At 56.1% G+C, this 18,494-nt stretch carries 15 protein-coding genes; 4 read left to right on the forward strand and 11 right to left on the reverse strand.

Annotation, left to right across the window (positions count from 1 at the left end):
• Window positions 1–99: 99 nt before the first annotated feature.
• Together ACVC5H_RS04615 and ACVC5H_RS04620 are read left to right on the forward strand one after the other, a co-directional pair.
• Window positions 100–993, forward strand: coding sequence for a LysR family transcriptional regulator (locus tag ACVC5H_RS04615; RefSeq protein ID WP_489621213.1), 894 nt, complete (start codon window positions 100–102; stop codon window positions 991–993).
• Window positions 994–1,731: 738 nt separating this feature from the next.
• Window positions 1,732–3,948, forward strand: a complete 2,217-nt coding sequence (locus ACVC5H_RS04620; protein ID WP_489621214.1) for an OsmC domain/YcaO domain-containing protein — start codon at window positions 1,732–1,734, stop codon at window positions 3,946–3,948.
• On the opposite strand, the gene ACVC5H_RS04625 is transcribed toward ACVC5H_RS04620, so the two are convergent.
• The 11 genes from ACVC5H_RS04625 to tssJ form a co-directional block, all read right to left on the reverse strand.
• Window positions 3,921–4,136, reverse strand: a complete 216-nt coding sequence (locus tag ACVC5H_RS04625; protein ID WP_489621215.1) for a hypothetical protein — start codon at window positions 4,134–4,136, stop codon at window positions 3,921–3,923. The genes ACVC5H_RS04620 and ACVC5H_RS04625 overlap by 28 nt on opposite strands.
• A gap of 131 nt (window positions 4,137–4,267) precedes the next feature.
• Window positions 4,268–4,702, reverse strand: a complete 435-nt coding sequence (locus tag ACVC5H_RS04630; RefSeq protein WP_489621216.1) for a hypothetical protein — start codon at window positions 4,700–4,702, stop codon at window positions 4,268–4,270.
• 144 nt (window positions 4,703–4,846) lie between these two features.
• Window positions 4,847–5,614: a hypothetical protein gene (locus ACVC5H_RS04635; RefSeq protein WP_489621217.1), complete on the reverse strand. Its 768-nt coding sequence runs from the start codon at window positions 5,612–5,614 to the stop codon at window positions 4,847–4,849.
• 288 nt (window positions 5,615–5,902) lie between these two features.
• Window positions 5,903–7,012 carry a hypothetical protein gene (locus tag ACVC5H_RS04640; protein ID WP_489621218.1) on the reverse strand — a complete coding sequence of 370 codons (1,110 nt, stop codon included), beginning with the start codon at window positions 7,010–7,012 and terminating at the stop codon, window positions 5,903–5,905.
• Window positions 7,013–7,117: 105 nt separating this feature from the next.
• Window positions 7,118–8,227 carry a hypothetical protein gene (locus ACVC5H_RS04645; protein ID WP_489621219.1) on the reverse strand — a complete coding sequence of 370 codons (1,110 nt, stop codon included), beginning with the start codon at window positions 8,225–8,227 and terminating at the stop codon, window positions 7,118–7,120.
• A 107-nt stretch (window positions 8,228–8,334) separates the two neighbouring features.
• On the reverse strand, window positions 8,335–9,444 hold the full coding sequence (locus ACVC5H_RS04650) for a hypothetical protein (protein WP_489621220.1): 1,110 nt from the start codon (window positions 9,442–9,444) through the stop codon (window positions 8,335–8,337).
• A 6-nt stretch (window positions 9,445–9,450) separates the two neighbouring features.
• Window positions 9,451–11,013 (reverse strand): hypothetical protein, encoded by a 1,563-nt coding sequence (locus tag ACVC5H_RS04655; protein WP_489621221.1) that lies wholly within the window; start codon window positions 11,011–11,013, stop codon window positions 9,451–9,453.
• A gap of 127 nt (window positions 11,014–11,140) precedes the next feature.
• Window positions 11,141–14,059, reverse strand: a complete 2,919-nt coding sequence (locus ACVC5H_RS04660; protein ID WP_489621222.1) for a type VI secretion system Vgr family protein — start codon at window positions 14,057–14,059, stop codon at window positions 11,141–11,143.
• A 37-nt stretch (window positions 14,060–14,096) separates the two neighbouring features.
• Window positions 14,097–14,870 carry a type IVB secretion system protein IcmH/DotU gene (icmH, locus tag ACVC5H_RS04665; protein WP_489621223.1) on the reverse strand — a complete coding sequence of 258 codons (774 nt, stop codon included), beginning with the start codon at window positions 14,868–14,870 and terminating at the stop codon, window positions 14,097–14,099.
• 2 nt (window positions 14,871–14,872) lie between these two features.
• Window positions 14,873–16,219: a type VI secretion system baseplate subunit TssK gene (gene tssK / locus ACVC5H_RS04670; RefSeq protein WP_489621224.1), complete on the reverse strand. Its 1,347-nt coding sequence runs from the start codon at window positions 16,217–16,219 to the stop codon at window positions 14,873–14,875.
• A 61-nt stretch (window positions 16,220–16,280) separates the two neighbouring features.
• Complete coding sequence (gene tssJ / locus ACVC5H_RS04675) at window positions 16,281–16,910, reverse strand: type VI secretion system lipoprotein TssJ (protein ID WP_489621225.1); 630 nt, start codon at window positions 16,908–16,910, stop codon at window positions 16,281–16,283.
• A gap of 367 nt (window positions 16,911–17,277) precedes the next feature.
• Between tssJ and ACVC5H_RS04680 the strand changes: the two genes are divergently transcribed.
• Both ACVC5H_RS04680 and tssB read left to right on the forward strand, forming a co-directional pair.
• Entirely contained in the window at window positions 17,278–17,901 is a 624-nt protein-coding gene (locus tag ACVC5H_RS04680) for an outer membrane protein assembly factor BamD (protein WP_489621226.1), read from the forward strand.
• Window positions 17,902–17,991: 90 nt separating this feature from the next.
• Window positions 17,992–18,492: a type VI secretion system contractile sheath small subunit gene (gene tssB, locus ACVC5H_RS04685; RefSeq protein WP_008332276.1), complete on the forward strand. Its 501-nt coding sequence runs from the start codon at window positions 17,992–17,994 to the stop codon at window positions 18,490–18,492.
• Window positions 18,493–18,494: the final 2 nt, after the last annotated feature.

Here is an 18,494-nt window from a genome sequence, read left to right on the forward strand (position 1 = left end):
GCGCCACATGGCGTAGGAGAACTATCTTTCATTCGACTTCTTGCGAGAAGCAGGCTTGTACAACTATGATTTATTCATATTTCAAATGAATGGATCATCATGAGCGACCGCCTGTTCTCCTTGCGCGTATTCGTCCGCATCGCCCGCAGCGGCAGTTTCTCCAAGGCCGGGCGCGAACTGGGGCTATCGCAGCCTTCGGTTTCGCGTATCGCCGCCGAGCTGGAGAAGGAAGTGGGCGCCGCGCTGTTCACCCGCACCACCCGCGCCGTCACGCTGACCGAGGCCGGCAGCGATTACCTGGCGCGTATCGAGCCCATCCTCGCGGCGCTGGAAGAAGCCGACCACGCGGTGCGTGGCACTGGCGAGCTGCGCGGCAAGTTACGCGTGGCGATTACGTCCAGCATCGCCGTGCGCGAAGTGGTGCCGATCCTGCCGGAGTTCATGGGAAAAAATCCCGCCCTGAAGTTGGAATTGCTGCTCAACGACCAATTGCAGGACCTGGTCCAAGATGGCGCCGACCTGGCGCTGCGCTTCGGCACGCTGCCCGACTCCAGTGCTACCGCGCGGCGCTTGGCGATTTCACCGCGCATGTTGTTGGCGGCGCCGGCCTATCTTGAACGGCGCGGCGTGCCGCAGGCTCCAGCAGATCTCTCCAGCCACGACATGATTCTTGGCCCCACCGGCGTACGTACCTGGGAGTTCCAGCGCAACGGCCGCAGCGTGTCCGTCAGAGTAGATTGCCGTTTGCAGGCCTCGACCAACGAAGTGGCGATGGCGTCGGCACTGGCGAGCCTGGGCATCGTCCAGACCAGTTACTGGGGGTGTCGCTCCGAGCTCGCCAACGGCTCACTGACGCGAGTGTTGTCCGATTGGGATAGCGGGAGTGTTGAATTACACGCGGTGTTCCCAGCCGGGAAGGCCGCCAAGCCGGCGGCACGTGCGTTTGCTGAATACTTGGGGCGTACGTTCTCCGCGGAGCGTGGAGAGCGTTGATTTTTTCCGGCAACGAGAAGTCCGCTTCTGGCCGAGAACCGCCATCCAAAATTGAGTCGTTTAGTTCTGAAAGGCCGATTGATCAGAACCTTGGACACCTCCGCCCTGCGTCACGGAAGTTTGTTTTTAAAACCATCGGCGACCGCCTGCAAGACCTGTGAACGACCAGGGACAAAGGAAATCTTTGTCTCGCAAAACATACTGACGATCTTTCGGGTAGTCACATACCCTCAAGGTCCGTTATTGGTCGATTGCGGACATCGGCAACTGTGGCAAACATTCGCATCTGGCAATGAAAATTCCGCTTCGCAATTATCAAGTGACCGAGGGCCAATAAGGGCTTGCGGGGTGCTAAATTTTTTAATTGCGAAGCAAAAAATGAGCTAAGTCTTTGATATAATTGAAAATCGCGCCGGACTTGTAATCAGGGGGTGGCGGGTTCAAGTCCTGCAGCCAGCACCAATACCGAAGCGGCTCACAGCGATGTGAGCCGTTTTTCTTTTGCTCTGCAATTCGGACTGTCGGTCGGCATACTGCCCGACATGCGTCGCAAGATGAGTCGAGTGCTCAATACGGGCAGAAAACGCTGGTGCAACGGCACCAGGCTATCATCGAAGCTCTTTTGCGTGACGGCCGATAGTCCGCCCACGGCCATCGCCGTCGCCACGACAATCTTGTGGACCGCTGCAGCTCACGCGCTTTACCGCCATCTCTTCGGTTCATTCTTGGAATCTCGCCATGGAAATCAAAGTCAACTTCCTCGACAAGCTGCGTCTTGAAGCCAAGTTCGACGACTTCACCGTCATTGCCGATCAGCCCATCCGCTACAAGGGAGACGGCTCGGCACCTGGCCCCTTCGATTACTTCCTGGCGTCATCGGCCCTGTGCGCGGCGTACTTCGTGAAGCTTTACTGCAACACGCGCAATATTTCGACCGAGAACATCCGCCTGTCCCAGAACAATATCGTCGACCCGGAAAACCGCTACCAGCAGACCTTCAAGATCCAGGTAGAACTGCCGGCCGACATCGAAGAGGCGGACCGCCGCGGCATCTTGCGCTCGATTGAACGCTGTACCGTCAAGAAGGTGGTACAGGAAGGGCCGGAATTCGTCATCGAGGAGGTGGAGAACCTGGATGCCGATGCGCAGTCCTTGCTGACTCTCAAGCCCGAGGCCGGTGCCAGTACGCACATCCTGGGCAAGGATTTGCCGCTGGAACAGACCATCGCCAACATGTCGGGCTTGCTTGCCGAACTGGGCATCAAGATCGAGATTGCTTCCTGGCGCAACATCATTCCCAATGTGTGGTCGCTGCATATCCGCGACGCGCATTCGCCGATGTGCTTCACCAACGGCAAGGGCGCCACCAAGGAAAGCGCGCTGGCCTCCGCCCTGGGCGAGTACATCGAACGCATCAGCAATAACCACTTCTACGCCGGTTCCTACTGGGGCGAGGAAATCGCCAATGCCGAGTTCGTGCATTATCCCAACGAGCGCTGGTTCAAGCCCGGGCGCGGGGACAAGCTGCCCAAGGAAATCCTCGACGCGTATTGCCTGGAGATCTACAACCTCGACGGCGAGCTGCGCGCTTCACATCTGGTCGACACCAATTCTGGCAACGTCCAGCGCGGTATCTGCTCCCTGCCTTATGTGCGACAGTCGGATGGTGAAGTGGTGTATTTCCCGTCCAATCTGGTCGAGAATCTCTTCGTCAGCAACGGCATGAGTGCTGGCAATACCCTGCCGGAAGCGCAGGTGCAATGTCTGTCTGAGATATTCGAGCGCGCAGTCAAGCGTGAAATTCTGGAAGGCGAGATCTGCCTGCCGGATGTGCCCCAGGAAGTCCTGGCGAAATACCCTGGAATCGTGGCAGGCATCCAGGGATTGGAAGAGCAGGGCTTCACTGTACTGGTCAAGGATGCTTCGCTGGGGGGCGTCTATCCGGTGATGTGCGTGACCTTGATGAACCCGCGCACCGGCGGTGTCTTTGCCTCCTTCGGGGCGCACCCGAGCTTTGAAGTGGCGCTGGAGCGCAGCCTGACTGAACTGCTGCAAGGTCGCAGCTTTGAAGGTCTCAATGATCTGCCGCAGCCGACCTTCGAGAGCAACGCAGTGACCGAGCCCAACAATTTCGTCGAGCACTTCATTGATTCGTCCGGCATTGTGTCGTGGCGCTTCTTCAGTGCCAAGGCGGACTACGAATTTGTGGAATGGGATTTCTCCAGCCAGGGTGAAGATTCCAATGCGGATGAGGCGGCTACCTTGTTTGGCATTCTGGAGCAGATGGGCAAGGAAGCCTACGTCGCGGTGTATGACCAGCTGGGTGCTACGGCTTGCCGTATTCTGGTGCCGGGCTACTCCGAGGTGTATCCGGTGGAAGACCTGATCTGGGACAACACCAACAAGGCGCTGCTGTTCCGCGAGGACATCCTGAACCTGCATCGCCTGGATGACAAGGCGTTGGCCTCCTTGCTCGACCGTCTGGAGAACAACGAGCTGGATGAGTACTCGGACATCGCCACCCTGATCGGTATCGACTTCGACGAGAACACCGAATGGGGCCAACTGACGGTGCTCGAACTGAAGCTGCTGATCAACCTGGCCTTGCAGCAGTTCGAGGAGGCACATGACCTGGTCGGCGCCTTCCTGCAGTACAACGACAATTCGGTCGAACGCGGTCTGTTCTACCAGGCCCTGAACGTCGTGCTGGAAGTGGAACTGGACGATGAGCTGGAACTGGATGACTACGAGACCAACTTCCGCCGCATGTTTGGCAACGCGCGCATGGACGCGGCCATCGGATCGGTGACGGGAAGCGTGCGCTTCTTTGGCTTGACGCCGACCAGCATGAAGCTTGAAGGCTTGGAGCGTCATCAGCGGCTGCTTGATAGTTATCGCAAGCTGCACAAGGCGCGCGCCAGGTTAGCTCACGCGGCTTCTGTTTCAGCGGCTTGATGCAGTTGCGTTTGAGCTGATGATGACGGCTTGGTTGCGTAGGTGATCAAGCCATTTTTTATTGCAGACCGAAAGTGGTTGTTGTCGAAGCGAAGGCCAATCAAAGTCACCAAGCTGATTTTCTTAAGATAATGGAAAATTTGCCGCCGCTCGTTCTCCGATGGAAGCATGATGTTTTGGATATTCATATCCTTGAGTTTCGATCAAGGATGGACTAAGCCTCGTTCATTATCCTTGCTCGCTTGTTTGCGGGCATGCGATCCGATACGTGACGGCCGGCATACTTAATAGCAAGAACTGACCTTCCAGTAGGACAGTATCATTTCCCGCTCGTGAATTCGGACAGGATTTCCTTAATTTCATCCTTGGACAGATAGCCGGAATTGATGATCGCGCGGATGTCATCTTTGGTAAGGGGATGATTTCTGAGTAGTTTGAGGAGTGCCCCCTGGCTGAAAGCAGTTGCGTCTATCGGATCGATCACGGTGGGATCCTGAAGGGTCTCTAGTTCCCGGGGCATCCGATCAATGTTGACGTAGATCTTGTAGCGGGAAAATCCTTCTGGGAAAGATGTGTCGTAATAGAGGGTCGTGCCGGTTGGTAGCAAGCCGTTGGATGCTTGTTCGGTACTCAGCTGCAAAGGTGTAGTGAGGTGGTGGATTTTTTCCATGTTGGGGTTCCAGACAAGATGGCCATAAAAAATCAAACTCGCTGTAATGGTCCCGGCAAGGAAAAAAAGTATCTTGCTTTTCATTTTCCTGATCCGTAAGTATCAATCTGTATGGCTTTATGCGAGATGCCATCATTCAGAAAGTGTTGCAGATTAGCTGGCAAAAATAGCCGGGATGACCCCTTGCAGCCTTAAGAGCTATGTGCTCACAAAAACGAGTACCTGAAGTCAAGGAATCGGCGGATCCTTATAGGATTCATCAATCCTTATTCCCTGTTGGCGCAAGGCATTTTCAGCCTGCTGACGCTCCTCTTTCATTAGCTTTATTTCCGCAGGAAGCGCTTGCTGAAAAATGGTGCGCTTGTCCGGCCCAACCAGTTGGCGGAGCTGTTCGTTTTCGGTCCTGAGATTATATTCAACGAAGTACGCGCCAGGCTGATGTACGTCGCCAATTGAGAGGTCGCGGGACAAAGTGATCGTCAGGTAGCCACTCTTGCTCGAGAACTTCCAAAGAGTGCGCCCAGGCAGATGCATCCATTCATTCAGTGTAGGAGGGTGGGCTGGATCCAGTCCATAGATGGAAGACGTAGATTGCGCATAGCGGATTGCCTCCGTTCCCGATAGGCGGGGGGCGTCCAGGTCGATATAGCGCCTCCAGGACGCCTTGCGTAGCCGTTCAAGAATGGATAGGAATTGCTGCCTGGCGTCGTCGTGCATGATTGGACTGCTGCCCGCCAGTCCAGCGTTGATATTCCATTCGATGATGTTTTCGCTGGGAAAAGAAGATGAGTAATTGCCGGTTACGCTCAGTGCGTGATTGACAACGAATAGAGTGTCAGCCGTCCCGACTTCAATAGTACCGCGAGCATCCTTGGTCCATTTTGCCGCATAGAATTTCGCGCCGGAAGGATGGTCGCTCAATATAAAGCCCCCGGGATATCTTTTGAGGATATCGTCACCGGACTGACCAAGTTGAATATGAATGTTCTGATCCACCGGGGGATCTGTTCCTTCATCTTTTTTGCCACAGCCACTTAGCCTCGCGGAGGCCAAAGCGGCGCACAATATTCTATACAGCCATTCTGTTAAAGAGGGCAACATAGCAATAATGAGAACTCACAGAGCGTTATAGACAGGAATATTCTGTGGGGCCGAACAGTCCTCATCAATCATTTAATCGCGTTGCGAGTCATTCGTTGAACACGATGTAGAAATGAAGAACGGTGCAACGTGAGTAGAACTAATCTGCAATATCAAATGCACGCTATTCCGCCTTTGCCGTGTTTATCCCTGATCTGAATCCCATTGCCAGATGGTCGCGCCATATTCGCTACTGAGATCAGGCATGGTTTCTCCTTTGTTGAAATACCTGCTGGAATTGATCTTGGACGGCGTGAAGTAATATCCTGAACGGTTACAGATGGCACCGCTTTCCAGTCGAGCTGCCGTTCCTACCTGATCAAGGGGCACATCTTCAGAGAAGTCGATAGGCTGTCCGTGAAGTTGTTCTACGTAAATCCAATCGCAGGGACATGACATGAAAGCTTGTCGAGCTACCAAACTTGGAGCCAGCTTGGGTTTACTGACACTTTCCTTGAAGTATGGATCTACCATCAGCCGAGGATCTTGAAGGTGGCTTTGCACGAACTGATTCATGCGGTGATCATCTAGCCACAGAGCTTGACGACCGACGCTTGCTAGCGCGTCCAGTCCAAGATCGTTAAAGGTACTGCACTTTTTGAGTTCTCCAGAAGGATTTCCGGTCCAGCAAAACTGGGGAGTGCCATGAGGGTCGTCGAGCGGCAAATAAACGCCGGTACGTGGCGGCGTTGCGCCGCTACGGGCGATGATGTCGCCGCGAAGTCTTAATGCTGGGGCATCTCTAAGTGCTTCGGGGTGTTCGGCCAGGCAAAGCGTCAAACCAAAATCATTCCACCCTCCAGCAACGTTGAATTTTGTTAATGTTCTGTCGATTTTGTCCGCGTAGAGATAGATGTCATTGAAGCGGGATTGGAAGTCATCTTCCTCTTCAGGTGTCATCCATGCCAGGGAGAACTCGGCCAAGGCCCGAGCACAATTATCCGCATCGGTAAATGAATAGACTTCGAATGCACGCTGTGCGATTTGCTTGGCGACAGAGAGTTCGAAGTCGGCAAGAAATGGCCAGCCATTATTGGCCCAGTTCTGCGAGGTGTCACGTGTTCCCCAGCGGCTATTGGTCAGCAGTGCGTCGCGGCCTTGAAGCTTGGCTTCGGCCAACGTTGGATCGACGAATTGCATCAGCTCGTGCAGGCGTACTTGAAGGCCTTTCAGATATTCGAGGGAGGCGAAATGGTAAAGCAGGCAGACGTGTTTTTTCTGGGTCAGGCTGAGTTCAATGGGGTACTTGCTCATTCATTTGTCCTGGATTTTTCGCTTCTTGAGGCAAGCAAGATGAGCTGATATGCCAGAGAATTCGGTCTTTATCCTGGTCAAGCTGCTTTTCTTTGCATCTTGCCTTCAATCCTGATCTGAATCCCATTGCCAGATGGTCGCGCCATATTCGCTACTGAGATGAGGCATGGTTTCTCCTTTGTTGACATACCGGCGGGAATTGATCTTGGACGGCGTGAAGTAATATCCTGAACGGTTACAGATGGCACCGCTTTCCAGTCGAGCTGCCGTTCCTGCCTGATCAAGGGGCGCATCTTCAGAGAAGTCGATAGGCTGTCCGTGAAGTTGTTCTACATAAATCCAATCGCAGGGACGTGATGTGAAAGCGTGTTCGGCGGTTAGACTTGCAGCCAGCTTGGGCTTATTTGCACAGTCCTTGAAGTCTGGATCTGCCGTCAAACGAGGATCTTGAAGGTGACGTTGCACGAATTGATACATGTTGTAATCGTCCAGCCACAGAGCTTGACGGCCGACACTTGCCAGCACCTCCAGTCCAAGATTGTTAAACGTACTGCACTGTTTGAGTTCCCCAGACGGGTTTCCGGTCCAGCAAAATTGTGGAGTGCCATGAGGGTCGTCGAGCGGCAAATAAACGCCGGTCCGTGGAGGTGTTGTCCCGCTACGGGCGACGATGTCACTTCGAAGTCTTAATTCGGTGGCGTCTCCGAGTGCCTCGGGGTGGTCGGCCAGACATAGCGTCAAACTAAAATCGTCCCATCCACCAGCGACATTGAATTTTGTTAATGTGTTGTCGATATTGTGCGCGTACAGGTATAGATCATCGAAGCGGGACTGGAATTCATCTTCCTCCTCCGGTGTCATCCAGTTCAGGGAGTATTCTGACAAGCCGCGCCCACAATTGTACGCATCGGTAAATGAATAGACTTCGAATGCCCGCTGTGCGATTTGCCTGGCGACGGATAGTTCGAAGTCGGCAAGAAATGGCCAACCATTATTGGCCCAGTTCTGCGAGGTGTCACGTGTTCCCCAGCGGCTATTGGTCAGCAGTGCGTCGCGGCCTTGAAGCTTGGCTTCGGATAACGTCGGATCGACGAATCGCATTAACTCGTGCAGGCGTACTTGAAGGCCTTTCAGATATTCGAGCGAGGCGAAATGGTAAAGCAGGCAGACGTGTTTTTTCTGGGTCAGGCTGAGCTCAGTGGGATACCTGTTCATTCTATTTGTCCTGGATATTTTCGCTTCTTGAGGCAAGCAAGATGAGCTGATATGCCAGAGAATTCGATCTTAATCCTGGTCAAGATGCTTTCCTTTGCAACTTGCCTTCAACCCTGATCTGCATCCCATTGCCAGATGGTCGCGCCATATTCGCTATTGAGATCAGGCATGGTTTCTCCTTTGTTGAAATATCCGCGGGAATTGATCTTGGACGGGGTGAAGTAATATCCTGAACGATTACAGATGGCACCGCTTTCCAGTCGAGCTGCCGTTCCTGCCTGATCAAGGGGCACATCTTCAGAGAAGTCGATAGGCTGTCCGTGAAGTTGTTCTACGTAAATCCAATCGCAGGGACGTGACGTGAAAGCGTGCCGAGCTACTAAACTTGCAGCGAGCTCAGGATCATTGACAGCGTCCTTGTAGAAAGAATCTCCAATCAAGCGAGGATCTTGAAGGTGACTTTGCACAAATTGATTCATGCGGTAATCATCGAGCCACAGAGCATGACGACCAACGGTTGCTAGCGCTCCCAGTCCAAGATCGTTAAACGTATTACACTCCTTTAGTTCTCCAGGCGGTTTTCCGATCCAGCAAAATTGAGGAGTTCCATGAGGGTCGTCGAGCGGCAAATAAACGCCGGTGCGAGGCGGTGTTGTTCCGCTACGGGCGACGATGTCGCTGCGAAGTCTTAATGCCGTGGCGTCTCTAAAGGCCTCGGGGTGTTCGGCCAGATATCGTGTCAAACCAAAGTCGTTCCACCCTCCAGCTACGTTGAATTTCTTTAGCGTTCTATCGATATTGTGCGCGTACAGGTATAGATCATCAAAGCGGGATTGAAATTCGTCTTCTTCTTGGGGTGTCATCCAGTTCAGGGAAAACTCTGACAAACCGCGACCACAATTGTACGCATCGGTAAATGAATAGACTTCGAATGCACGCTCTGCAATCTGCGTGGCGACAGATAGTTCGAAGTCGGCAAGAAATGGCCAGCCATTATTGGCCCAGTTCTCCGAGGTGTCACGTGTTCCCCAGCGGCTATTGGTCAGCAGTGCGTCGCGGCCTTGAAATTTTGCCTTATCCAGGGTAGGTTCGACGAACTGCATTAGCGATCGAAGGCGATCCTGTAATCCTTGTAGGTAAGACAGCGACGCAAAGTAATACAGCAAAGAGACGTGTTTCTTTTGCGTCAAACTAAGTTGGAATGGAATATCAGACATTTTTGTTTAGTGATTCAGTTTTGTGGTTTGACCCGGAAGACTTGGTAGTCCGATCTTTTCTCCCAATCCTGCTCCTCCGAAATCTGAATAGCCCCATCCGGTATCAAAGGGGCCGCTGATGTTGGGGTGATTGATTGATTCTCGCAGGCTGACGTAATTTTCTCTTTGTGCTGCATCCAGCTTGTCATATTCTGCGGCACTCAGAGCATTCTGCAATTTTTTGGACTCTGCGCCATGGCAAGGGTAGTAAAGCATCGTGTCGTTGCGTGCATCATTACGAGATATGTTAAAGACGATTTGCTCCCAACCTCCCTCAAGATGCCGGTCTGGAAGGCTCTTCTTAAGTTGGGTGGATGCCTTCCCGCGCCAGACTTTCAGGCTCTCACCAGGCTTGATGTCATAGATCACAAACTGACCATTTACGTTCCAGTCCGGCCATACCGCCAGGTGCTTGCGCCATGCGGCACGTGGATGGGTTGCCGCCTGTAATTGTTTGAAAACATCTTCAGTAACCCAGCAATCACTCATGGCTCGGCTATTTGGAGACAGGATTCTGTAGAGCCGAGCAGGACCTTTTATTTCATCTGCTACCAAAGTGTTGAACGATTCAATATTGCGTGAGGAAAGCGGTGGCCATCCCTTCGCAACTTTCTTATCAACTTCTAATTTCATGTCAGAAGAAACCAGTCCCGGATATTCTTGATCTTTTCCCTTGCTGAGCCAAGACGGCGGAGGCTCAGTCTCCCGCATCAGCTTGACCGCCTCCGCCTCTGGAAGCGCGCCACGATAGTGTATGTTATTGAGATTGATGATCCCGCGCTGCCGCTCCAACGACTCACGCTCCAGCCGCATGATGATGCTATCCATGGCATTCTGGACCGGGCGCAATGCTTCTCCGAGATGCTTGTCCGCTAGCCGGCGGATATTGTGCACCTCTTCAAGATAATGTTTTGCTTTGGCGCCTATATTGGGCACCCAGGCGACCTTGGCGGCCAACTGTTCAAGTGCGCCGATGCCACGGTCAAAGGCTCTTAGCAGCGAGCTGACATTGACCTTGCCACGAACAGTCTTGATTTCATTTGCCAACCACTCGAATACTTCGTCCACTTTGAGCTGGCGCAGGTATTTTTGCACATCACGCCTGCGCAGAAAGCCGACGACCATCGTCATGGCCGCATCGATCGCCTTGATGGTAGCGTCGCCACCCATGCGCCGGATAAAGTGGAAGAAGATCTTCAGCACCCCTTTGACCAGCGAACCCAGTGTCGGGAACAGCCCGATCAATGTCAGTGCCAAGGCAACCCAGGCCCAGGTGTCCGACGTGTCCTTGCGAAGCTTGTTGCAGTTGGCGATCAGGTCGCGGACATCACACACCTGATCGACCAGGGGAATCATCGAGATGGCTGCATCGGTCATCAACTGGCCAGTGGAGCGCTCTTCATTGAAGTCCCCTTGCATGGCTTCCCAGAACCAGACGAAAGGATTGGTGCTGGGTTCTTGCGCCTTTTTCTGATCGTCGGTTACCCACGCAAGTGCATCGCGCAGCTGGGTCGAATTCACATCAGCCATGCGTTTTCCTTCATATCGACTCCTTGGAGCTTTATGTAGTTGATCGTTGCCTTCGACGGTGGATTGCAGGGGAAGCCCAAGGCTTCAGTCGAGCGCAGTTAGAGAAAATGGAGCAGCGATAAGCCGCTCAGCCGTTGCTGAAGTCTTCCAGCGGGGCGGCGGGCTTGTCGCGTTCAGGTTTGCGAGGCTTGTAGACAACCTTCGTCACTTGCTTGCGTTCGATATTTTCATGCAGAGCTTTCCCTTGATCGTCCAGCTTGCCTGTGAGTTTGGCGCCGTCCTTGAAGTGGATTTCATAGTCTGCTCCACTGATGCCCGAGCCGGTTTCAGGCTCCATGTAATGCAATGCAATCCAATTATTTTCGGCAGACGTTCCATCGGGTAGTGGCGGAAGCATCGCCCCTGCACTGGCCCCGCCCGGAAACGCATGCGTCCCCCCCTTCACCGAAAACGTCCCCGGACAGGCAAACGTAATATTCCCACCCTCCAACGTCACCGAAGCCTGTCCCGCCTGCAGCACGATCTTCTGGCGCGCCTTGATCTCGATGCCCTCATTGACGCTGATTACGCTCACCTCCTTGTCGGCCAGGATCTCCAGCGCATCGGTATGCGCCTGCAACGAGACCGGTCCATTGCCCGCATAAGCCTGGATACCGCCCTCATGCGCAAACAGGGTGGCTGCCTTGCCAGCGGCCAGGCTGGCGGTGTCGGCAGCAGTCCAGTGGGTATCGCCCTGGCTGGTCCAGTGCAGGTTCTCACCGGCATAGAGCACCGTGGAAGCAGCGCTGGCCCAGTTGATGTTGGCCGGAGATTCCATCAGCACCGCCGCCTTGGCGAACTTCTCGACCGGCTGTGCACTGTCGCTCTCGCGGGAGCCCTCTTTGCTCTTGAAGGTGTCCTGGCCATTGACGCTGCCCGGATGCTTGCCTTGATCCGCAGGGTCGATGATGGAGATGAAATCCCTCTTGGACTGCAAGGCATCTGCACTATGCAGCACCTGTTGCTGCGTGGCGGCATCCCCCATGGTTTGGGCCAGTTGCTGCGCCCCCTTCAGTTGGGCGACGGCTTCCCGGGCATCCATCTGCGTGCTGGTTACGCTGGCCCCGGCAGCCGGGCGCGCCGTCGAGGAAATCAGCAAGCCCTCTGCACCGCGCACCACGCCCCAGGCGTCACTACGCAATTCAAAACCCTGACCGCGATAGCTGCCGCGCTGTGCGCCTGTGTCGGCCTGTTCGATCAGATGGCCGAGATTGAGCTGGGACCTGGCCTGGCTGGAGGCCAGCCGCATGCGCAGTTGCGACTGCGTGTCGTCCACCACCCATTGATTGAAGCCGCTGCCATCATGCGCCGTGCTGTGCCAGCCCGAGATCGTGCCGGCATGGTTGGCTCCCGAGTCGGCACCAGCCGGGAAGGGCGGCACGTCGCTGCCGTTGTAGAGCTGCGCGACTACGACAGGCCGGTCGATATCGCCCTCGATGAAATCGATCAGCACTTCGCTGCCAATGCGCGGGGTGAACTGGCTGCCCCAGTTGGGGCCGGACTGGGCTTCGGCCACGCGTACCCAGGTGCCGGAGGCGTCGTTGCCGGGCGCGTTGCCGTCTTTGTCAGCGAGGTTACCGGTCTCGCGCAGGCCGCCAGGGTTCGGCGCCTGGCCGCGCTGCCAGTGGAACTGCACCTTGACGCGATGATTGCGGTCCGTGGTGACGGCAGCGTCCGGCAGGCCGGTGACCAATGCCGTCTGGGTGCCGCGTGCAGTCGGCTTGAGACGCTCCGTGATCGCGGCAGGAACGATGGGAACCCCATCGCGCACGGCCACGAAGCTGTTGCGGTAGGTGCCGGCTTTGAGATCGTCGTCTGAGCTGGCGCGCGGGGATGGTGAGCCGGTCAAGCCGTGGCCGAGCAACGCGGGCAATACCTCATCAAGGATCTGGGCAATGTTGCTGTCGAAGTTGTTGCGAGCACTATGGCTGACCGACAGCAGCTTGAAGCGGTTCTCTCCTTCCGGATAACGCTCATGCTGGGTGAGGGCGAACTGAGCGCCGGCAATGAGCTGGCGCACAGCGCCCGCACCTTCGAAGCGCTTGTTCTGCAGTTCCATGGCCTGCAGCATCAGCAGGGCATGATCCGATGCCGCCTGCTGGTCGGCAAAGTCCTGCTGGCCGCTGCCGTCGTAGACCGGCAGGTCAGGGAGCTCCCCGGCATCCAGGCTGGAGCGCTCTTCGGCCGAAGGTGAAGAAATCTTCTCAGGATGCCAGCTGGCCAGGGCCACCGCGTTGGAACGCACGCTGCGCACGGCGCTGAAGTCGGTGATGGCATCACTGGACTCGGTGGCCGCGACACGGTGAAAGCGAATGCGCGCATCACCACCCGGCAGGTCCGGCGCCTTGGCATCACGGTCGAAGATGACCAGTTTGTGCCGTGCCTGTTGCTGGCCGCAGGCCTGGTCCTCGTCGCCATCCTGCCGATGTTCGAAACGGAAATTGAGGCCTTCGCTGGCCAGGATGCGGCGCAGGAAGGCGAAATCGCTCTCGCGGTATTGGGTGCAGATATCGCGCCTGGCGAGCGTCTGTGTCACGTCCAGCGAGAAATTGGCTTGCGGGTATTCCTTCAGGACTGCGCTGGCGATGTCTATGACGCTCATGTCCTGGAACAGGAAGCTGTCACGGCGCCGGTCGAGGAAGGCCAGGAAGGATTCCAGCCGCAGCCGGTAGCGTGCCAGCCCGCCATCGGCGCCCAGCCAGGAAGCCTGGGTGCAGTAGCCGTGCCAGGCGCGCCGGCTGCCATCAGCCTGCAGCAGGCGCAGGGTCAGCTCGGTGCCGATGAATTGCTTGAGGTCGAGATCGGTGGAAACGGACAGGGCATCGATATCGAACTGGAAGTTGTCATTGACGCTTTCCTGGCCGTGGAAGCGCTCTACCACCAGTGATTCAGGGAGATCGGCGGCCTGGGCGCTGCTCAGGGTAATCAGGCGCGCATGTTGCGACAGGCCTGGACCGAACAACTGGTTGATGACGCTGTTGAGAGTATCGGGAAAGGGCAGGTTCATCCGAGTGGCCTTCCATGAAATCCAAGGGAGATCGCGCTCAGGGCAGAGTAATGGTCAGGTTGGCCGTGCGCGGCGCCAGCTTGACGATATCGGAATAGCCGGCCAGTCCGTTCTCGGTTCCGCTGGTAAGCATCCAGTTCAAGCCCAGGTAGGCGAACAGGGCGATCAGCGCGAACAGCGAGGCCACCACCCACATCGGTACGTCATTGCGCAGCTTGTTGACGATGGCATCGGGCCGCGCCCAATGCGGTGCGAATCCGGCGCTCTTGCCCTTGAGATGGGCGATTTCGTCACCCAACCGGGCGGTCAGATAATTCAGTTTTTCCGGACCTTCCAGCGCGTACTTTCCTTGGAACCCTAGCAGCAGGCACATATGAAAGACTTCCAGCGCCTGGATGTGCGCATTGCCGCGTACGCGCAGGTCTTCCAGCTGCTTGAAGAAATTTTCACCTGCCAGTTGATCGCCGAACATGGTCAGCTGCAAGGGACGGCGCTCCCAGGCATCGCGGATGCCAAAGCTGGAGCGCAGGATGATTTCATCGACCGAGGCGCAGAAGGCATATTTGGCGGCATAGACGTCTTCGGGGGAGACATCGAGCTTCTTGGCATTGCGCTCCACGTCGCCGAGGAATTTCTGCATCTTGACCGCGAAGGACGCTTCATCAGCCGGTGCGCTGCCATTCTTGAGCATGAAGAGCGCGTAGAAACCGTCATACATCAGATCCAGCAGCGAGCGCGCATTGACCGGCGCGCTGGCCATCTGGGCCGGCGGCAGAGGGTCGGAATCGAGCAGGGAAGGGGCTGAAGTCATGTTCATTGCGTCACCGCCAGGAGTTCAAGTTTGAGTTCGCGGATACCGGAGGGCACATAGATGCAGATCGATTGCGCCTGCAGCATGCGTTCGTACATGGCGCCCTTGCTTTCGAGCGTGAAGTAATAGGTGTCCGGCCGCACAGGCAGTGCAGCGGGCACCTGGGGCGAGTGCACCAGCTTGACGCCTGGCAGTGCGGCCAGTACGAATTTCTCCACGTCGTCGGGCGCGCCAATCTTGAAGCGTAGCGGCACCACCTCGACCAGCTCGATGGCCGGCAGGTCGGCGTTGACGGCGAGATAGAAGCTGGTCTTCTCGTCGATCTTGCCCGAGTCCAGCATGCCCATGTGATAGGAGGGCTTGTTCTCGTGCAGGGCGATGGCGAAATAGCGTGAGGAGATGACGGTATCGAGCAGCTCGCGGATGATGCCATCGAGCCGTGCAAACGGCGGGCCGGGATCGCGGTGGTCGTAAGGCGGCAGGTCCGCCAGCGCCAGGCTGCGCGAGAACGTCATCAGGGAGCCGGCCAGCGCCAGCAGTTGTTCAAAGAGGCGCTCGGGATGCAGCTGGGGGTTGTTCAGATAATGCGAGAGGCTGGCGTAAGCGGTGCTGGCCGTATGCAGCAGCCAGAACGAGGTGATGTCGCCGGAACGGAATTCCACCACGCTTTTGCTCGGTTCCCGATGATGGCCGTATAGTGCGCTCACCTTGGCCTGCAGGGCATCGAGCAGACGCCGCAGGCGCAGGAACAGCAGGGGCGCCGCCTGCACTGACAGACTGGGCGCAACGAAATCCGGGTCCAGCTCGAACCCGGATGAGCTTGCGCGCCGCAAGCGCACGATAGGGATGCACACCAGCGAATCGCGCGGTTCGTTCTCCGATACCAGCCTGACCGCTTTCTTCAGATAGCTCATTTCGGCCTTGGCGGCGTCGGTGAAGAGATCGGGCGTTTCGATATTGTCTTGAACGTAGCGGCTCGACTGATGATTGCCGGTGCCGGAAGCGAAATTGCTGCCGAAGCTCTTCAGTGCCGGCAGGGCCGCATAGAAGGTGACGGACTGCTGCGACAGCGGGATCTCGGTCAGCTCGATGGGATCGGGAAGGTCGTCGGCATCCGGGGCCTTGTAGATTTCACCATCCTGGAAGATGGCCGACAGTTCGATGATACGCAGCGTATTGTTGTTCAGGGCGTCGCGATCCACCTGAAGGGAAGAGACGCCCCAGCAATAGGGATTGAGCGCCAGCGCGGTCTGGTGCAGACGCGTTTCGTGATAATGGTCCTGGCGCTGGAAGTGTTGCGGCCGGAGGAAAAGACCTTCGCCCCAGAGGACTTTGTTGGAATGATTCACCTGGATTGCCCCGTTGTGATGATAGTCATGTCGCGATGCCCTGCGAGTTGTTGTTTGAATTTCAATGACACTGAACCGGTGCCAGCATCAGATTCTTTTCCAGCGGCTTGCCCTGCGTATCGATGGCCACCGCGCCCGCGCCCACGGTCAGCGAGCAGGATTGCAGGCCGACGGTGATGCCGCTTTTCTCTGCTTCGTCAGCCTTGAAGACCACGCGCCAGCGCTGCTGCGCCGGATTGACGAACAGCGCCACTATGCCGATGTAGCCGGCTTCATAACTGACCTTCTCGGAAATTTCATAGCGCTGGCCCGGTACCAGCGTGACCTCCTTGACCTCCAGAAGGTCGGCTCCCAAGGCTTCCTTCTCTTTTTGCGCGCTCAGGAACGTGTCGTATGACGCTTGTTGGAAACTAATGTTCTGCTTGAGCTTATAAATTTTTACGACCAACGCCAGCGGCCGTTGCTGCGGATCCAGGTTGAGTGCCTTGGACGCATGCAGCTTGATGGGTACGTTGCGCGGCTGCTTCATGGCATCGGGGACTTCCGGGGTATCCGGTTTTTTCAGTCCCAGCGCCTCCAGGGTGGACTTGGCTGCCTGTGCGACCCCCGAGGCCGCGCCGACGGCGGCACAGCCGGATAGGGAAAAGATGGCAACTCCCGTTGCCAAGTAGTTAATCAATCTTTTTTTCAACTCTGCCCCGTACGTTCTATTTGATTTCTGATGAGCGATTTCTCGCGTGCCGAAAAAATTTTAGGAAGTCTCTACAGATTGCGGAACTGCGTTTTCCCGTGAAGGTCTATGCGATACATTTGGACGAGCTTAAGTTCAAATTACTTAAAACTATTAAGTCGGGAAACAACCTGATAGTCGTAATTAGAACGTGGCGTAGTTAAAAAGTGCGGTTTCCAAAAGCATCAATTTCGCCCGAAAACTGTCGTCGCATCTCATTCGCAACCTAAAAATCAGGAATCTCCGGAATTTTTCGGGCCCGACTAATTTGCTTGTGCGATCTCGTGCAAGGCTTTCTTAATGTCATAAATATAAGGAGTGGTTTCCAATGCGTGCGAGCAAATTGAAGTCAGGTCTGATCGTTCCGGCGTTGCTGGCAGTGATGTTGGTGGGGTGCGCCAATACCCAGACCAAGCCCAGTCCCGAGGACGAGGCCAAGAACACGCTGGAAAGCGGAGTGGCGCAGGCCAACACCGCGCAGGCGGAAGGCAAGAGCGATGAGGCGGTGTCGGTGCTGAAGGTAGTGGCGAGCCGCTTCCCCGCCGACAAGACGCCGTGGGTGCGTATCGCCCAGATCCGTTTCGATGCGGGTGACTACAGCGATGCGATCGTCAACGCCCAGGAAGCGCTCAAGCGCGACCCCGCCGACAAGGTGGCCAACAGTATCGTGACAGTCTCGGGCCTGCGTCTGGCAACGAAGGCGCTGGGGGATCTGCGTTCGCAGAATGCACTGAACGGTTCGGTCAAGACCGAAGCCCAGGATCTGACCAAGATTCTGCGCGAGAGCCTCGGCGAAAACACCCTGGTCCCCCCGCCGGCCAAGGCGGCAGCAGCGCCTCGTGCTCGCGGCAAGGTGGCGCGCAAGGCGGCCCCGACCCCGGCTGCGGATGCCGATGCAGGTAACGGTGGCAGCAGCGGCAGTGGCCCCAATCCGTTTGGCAACCTGAAGTAAGGCGTGCCGGCGGGATCTCTCTTTATGGTCCCGCCTTTCAAGCCGCCTCAGGTGATGGGGCGAGTCACTCAATACAGCAGCGGAGCAAACATGGCCAAGAGAGAAAGCATCCAGAAGAAACTGCAAAAAGTGCGTCCCCCGCGCGTGCAGATGACTTATGACGTCGAGATCGGTGACGCCATCGAAAAGAAGGAGCTGGCCTTCGTCACCGGCGTGGTCGGGGATTTCGGCGGAAATTCCGAGGTGCCGCAGCCGCGTCTGAAGGATAGAAAATTCATCAATATCGATCCTGATAACTTCGATGAAGTAATGAAGGGTATCGAACCACGGGCCGTCTACCGCGTCCCCAACGAACTCTCCGACAAGGGCGGGGAATTCGCCGTGGAGCTGAAGTTCCGGTCGATGGAAGATTTCCGCCCAGAGTCGGTGGTGCAGCAGGTCGAACCGCTGCGCAAGCTGCTGGAAGCACGCACCAAGCTGGCTGATCTGCGCAACAAGATCGCCGGCAACGACAAGCTCGAAGACATCCTCAGCGACGTGCTCAACAGCACCGAGAAGCTGGCCGAACTCAGCAAGCAAACCAACAAATAAAA

This window comes from Herbaspirillum sp. Her3 (genome assembly GCF_057961275.1).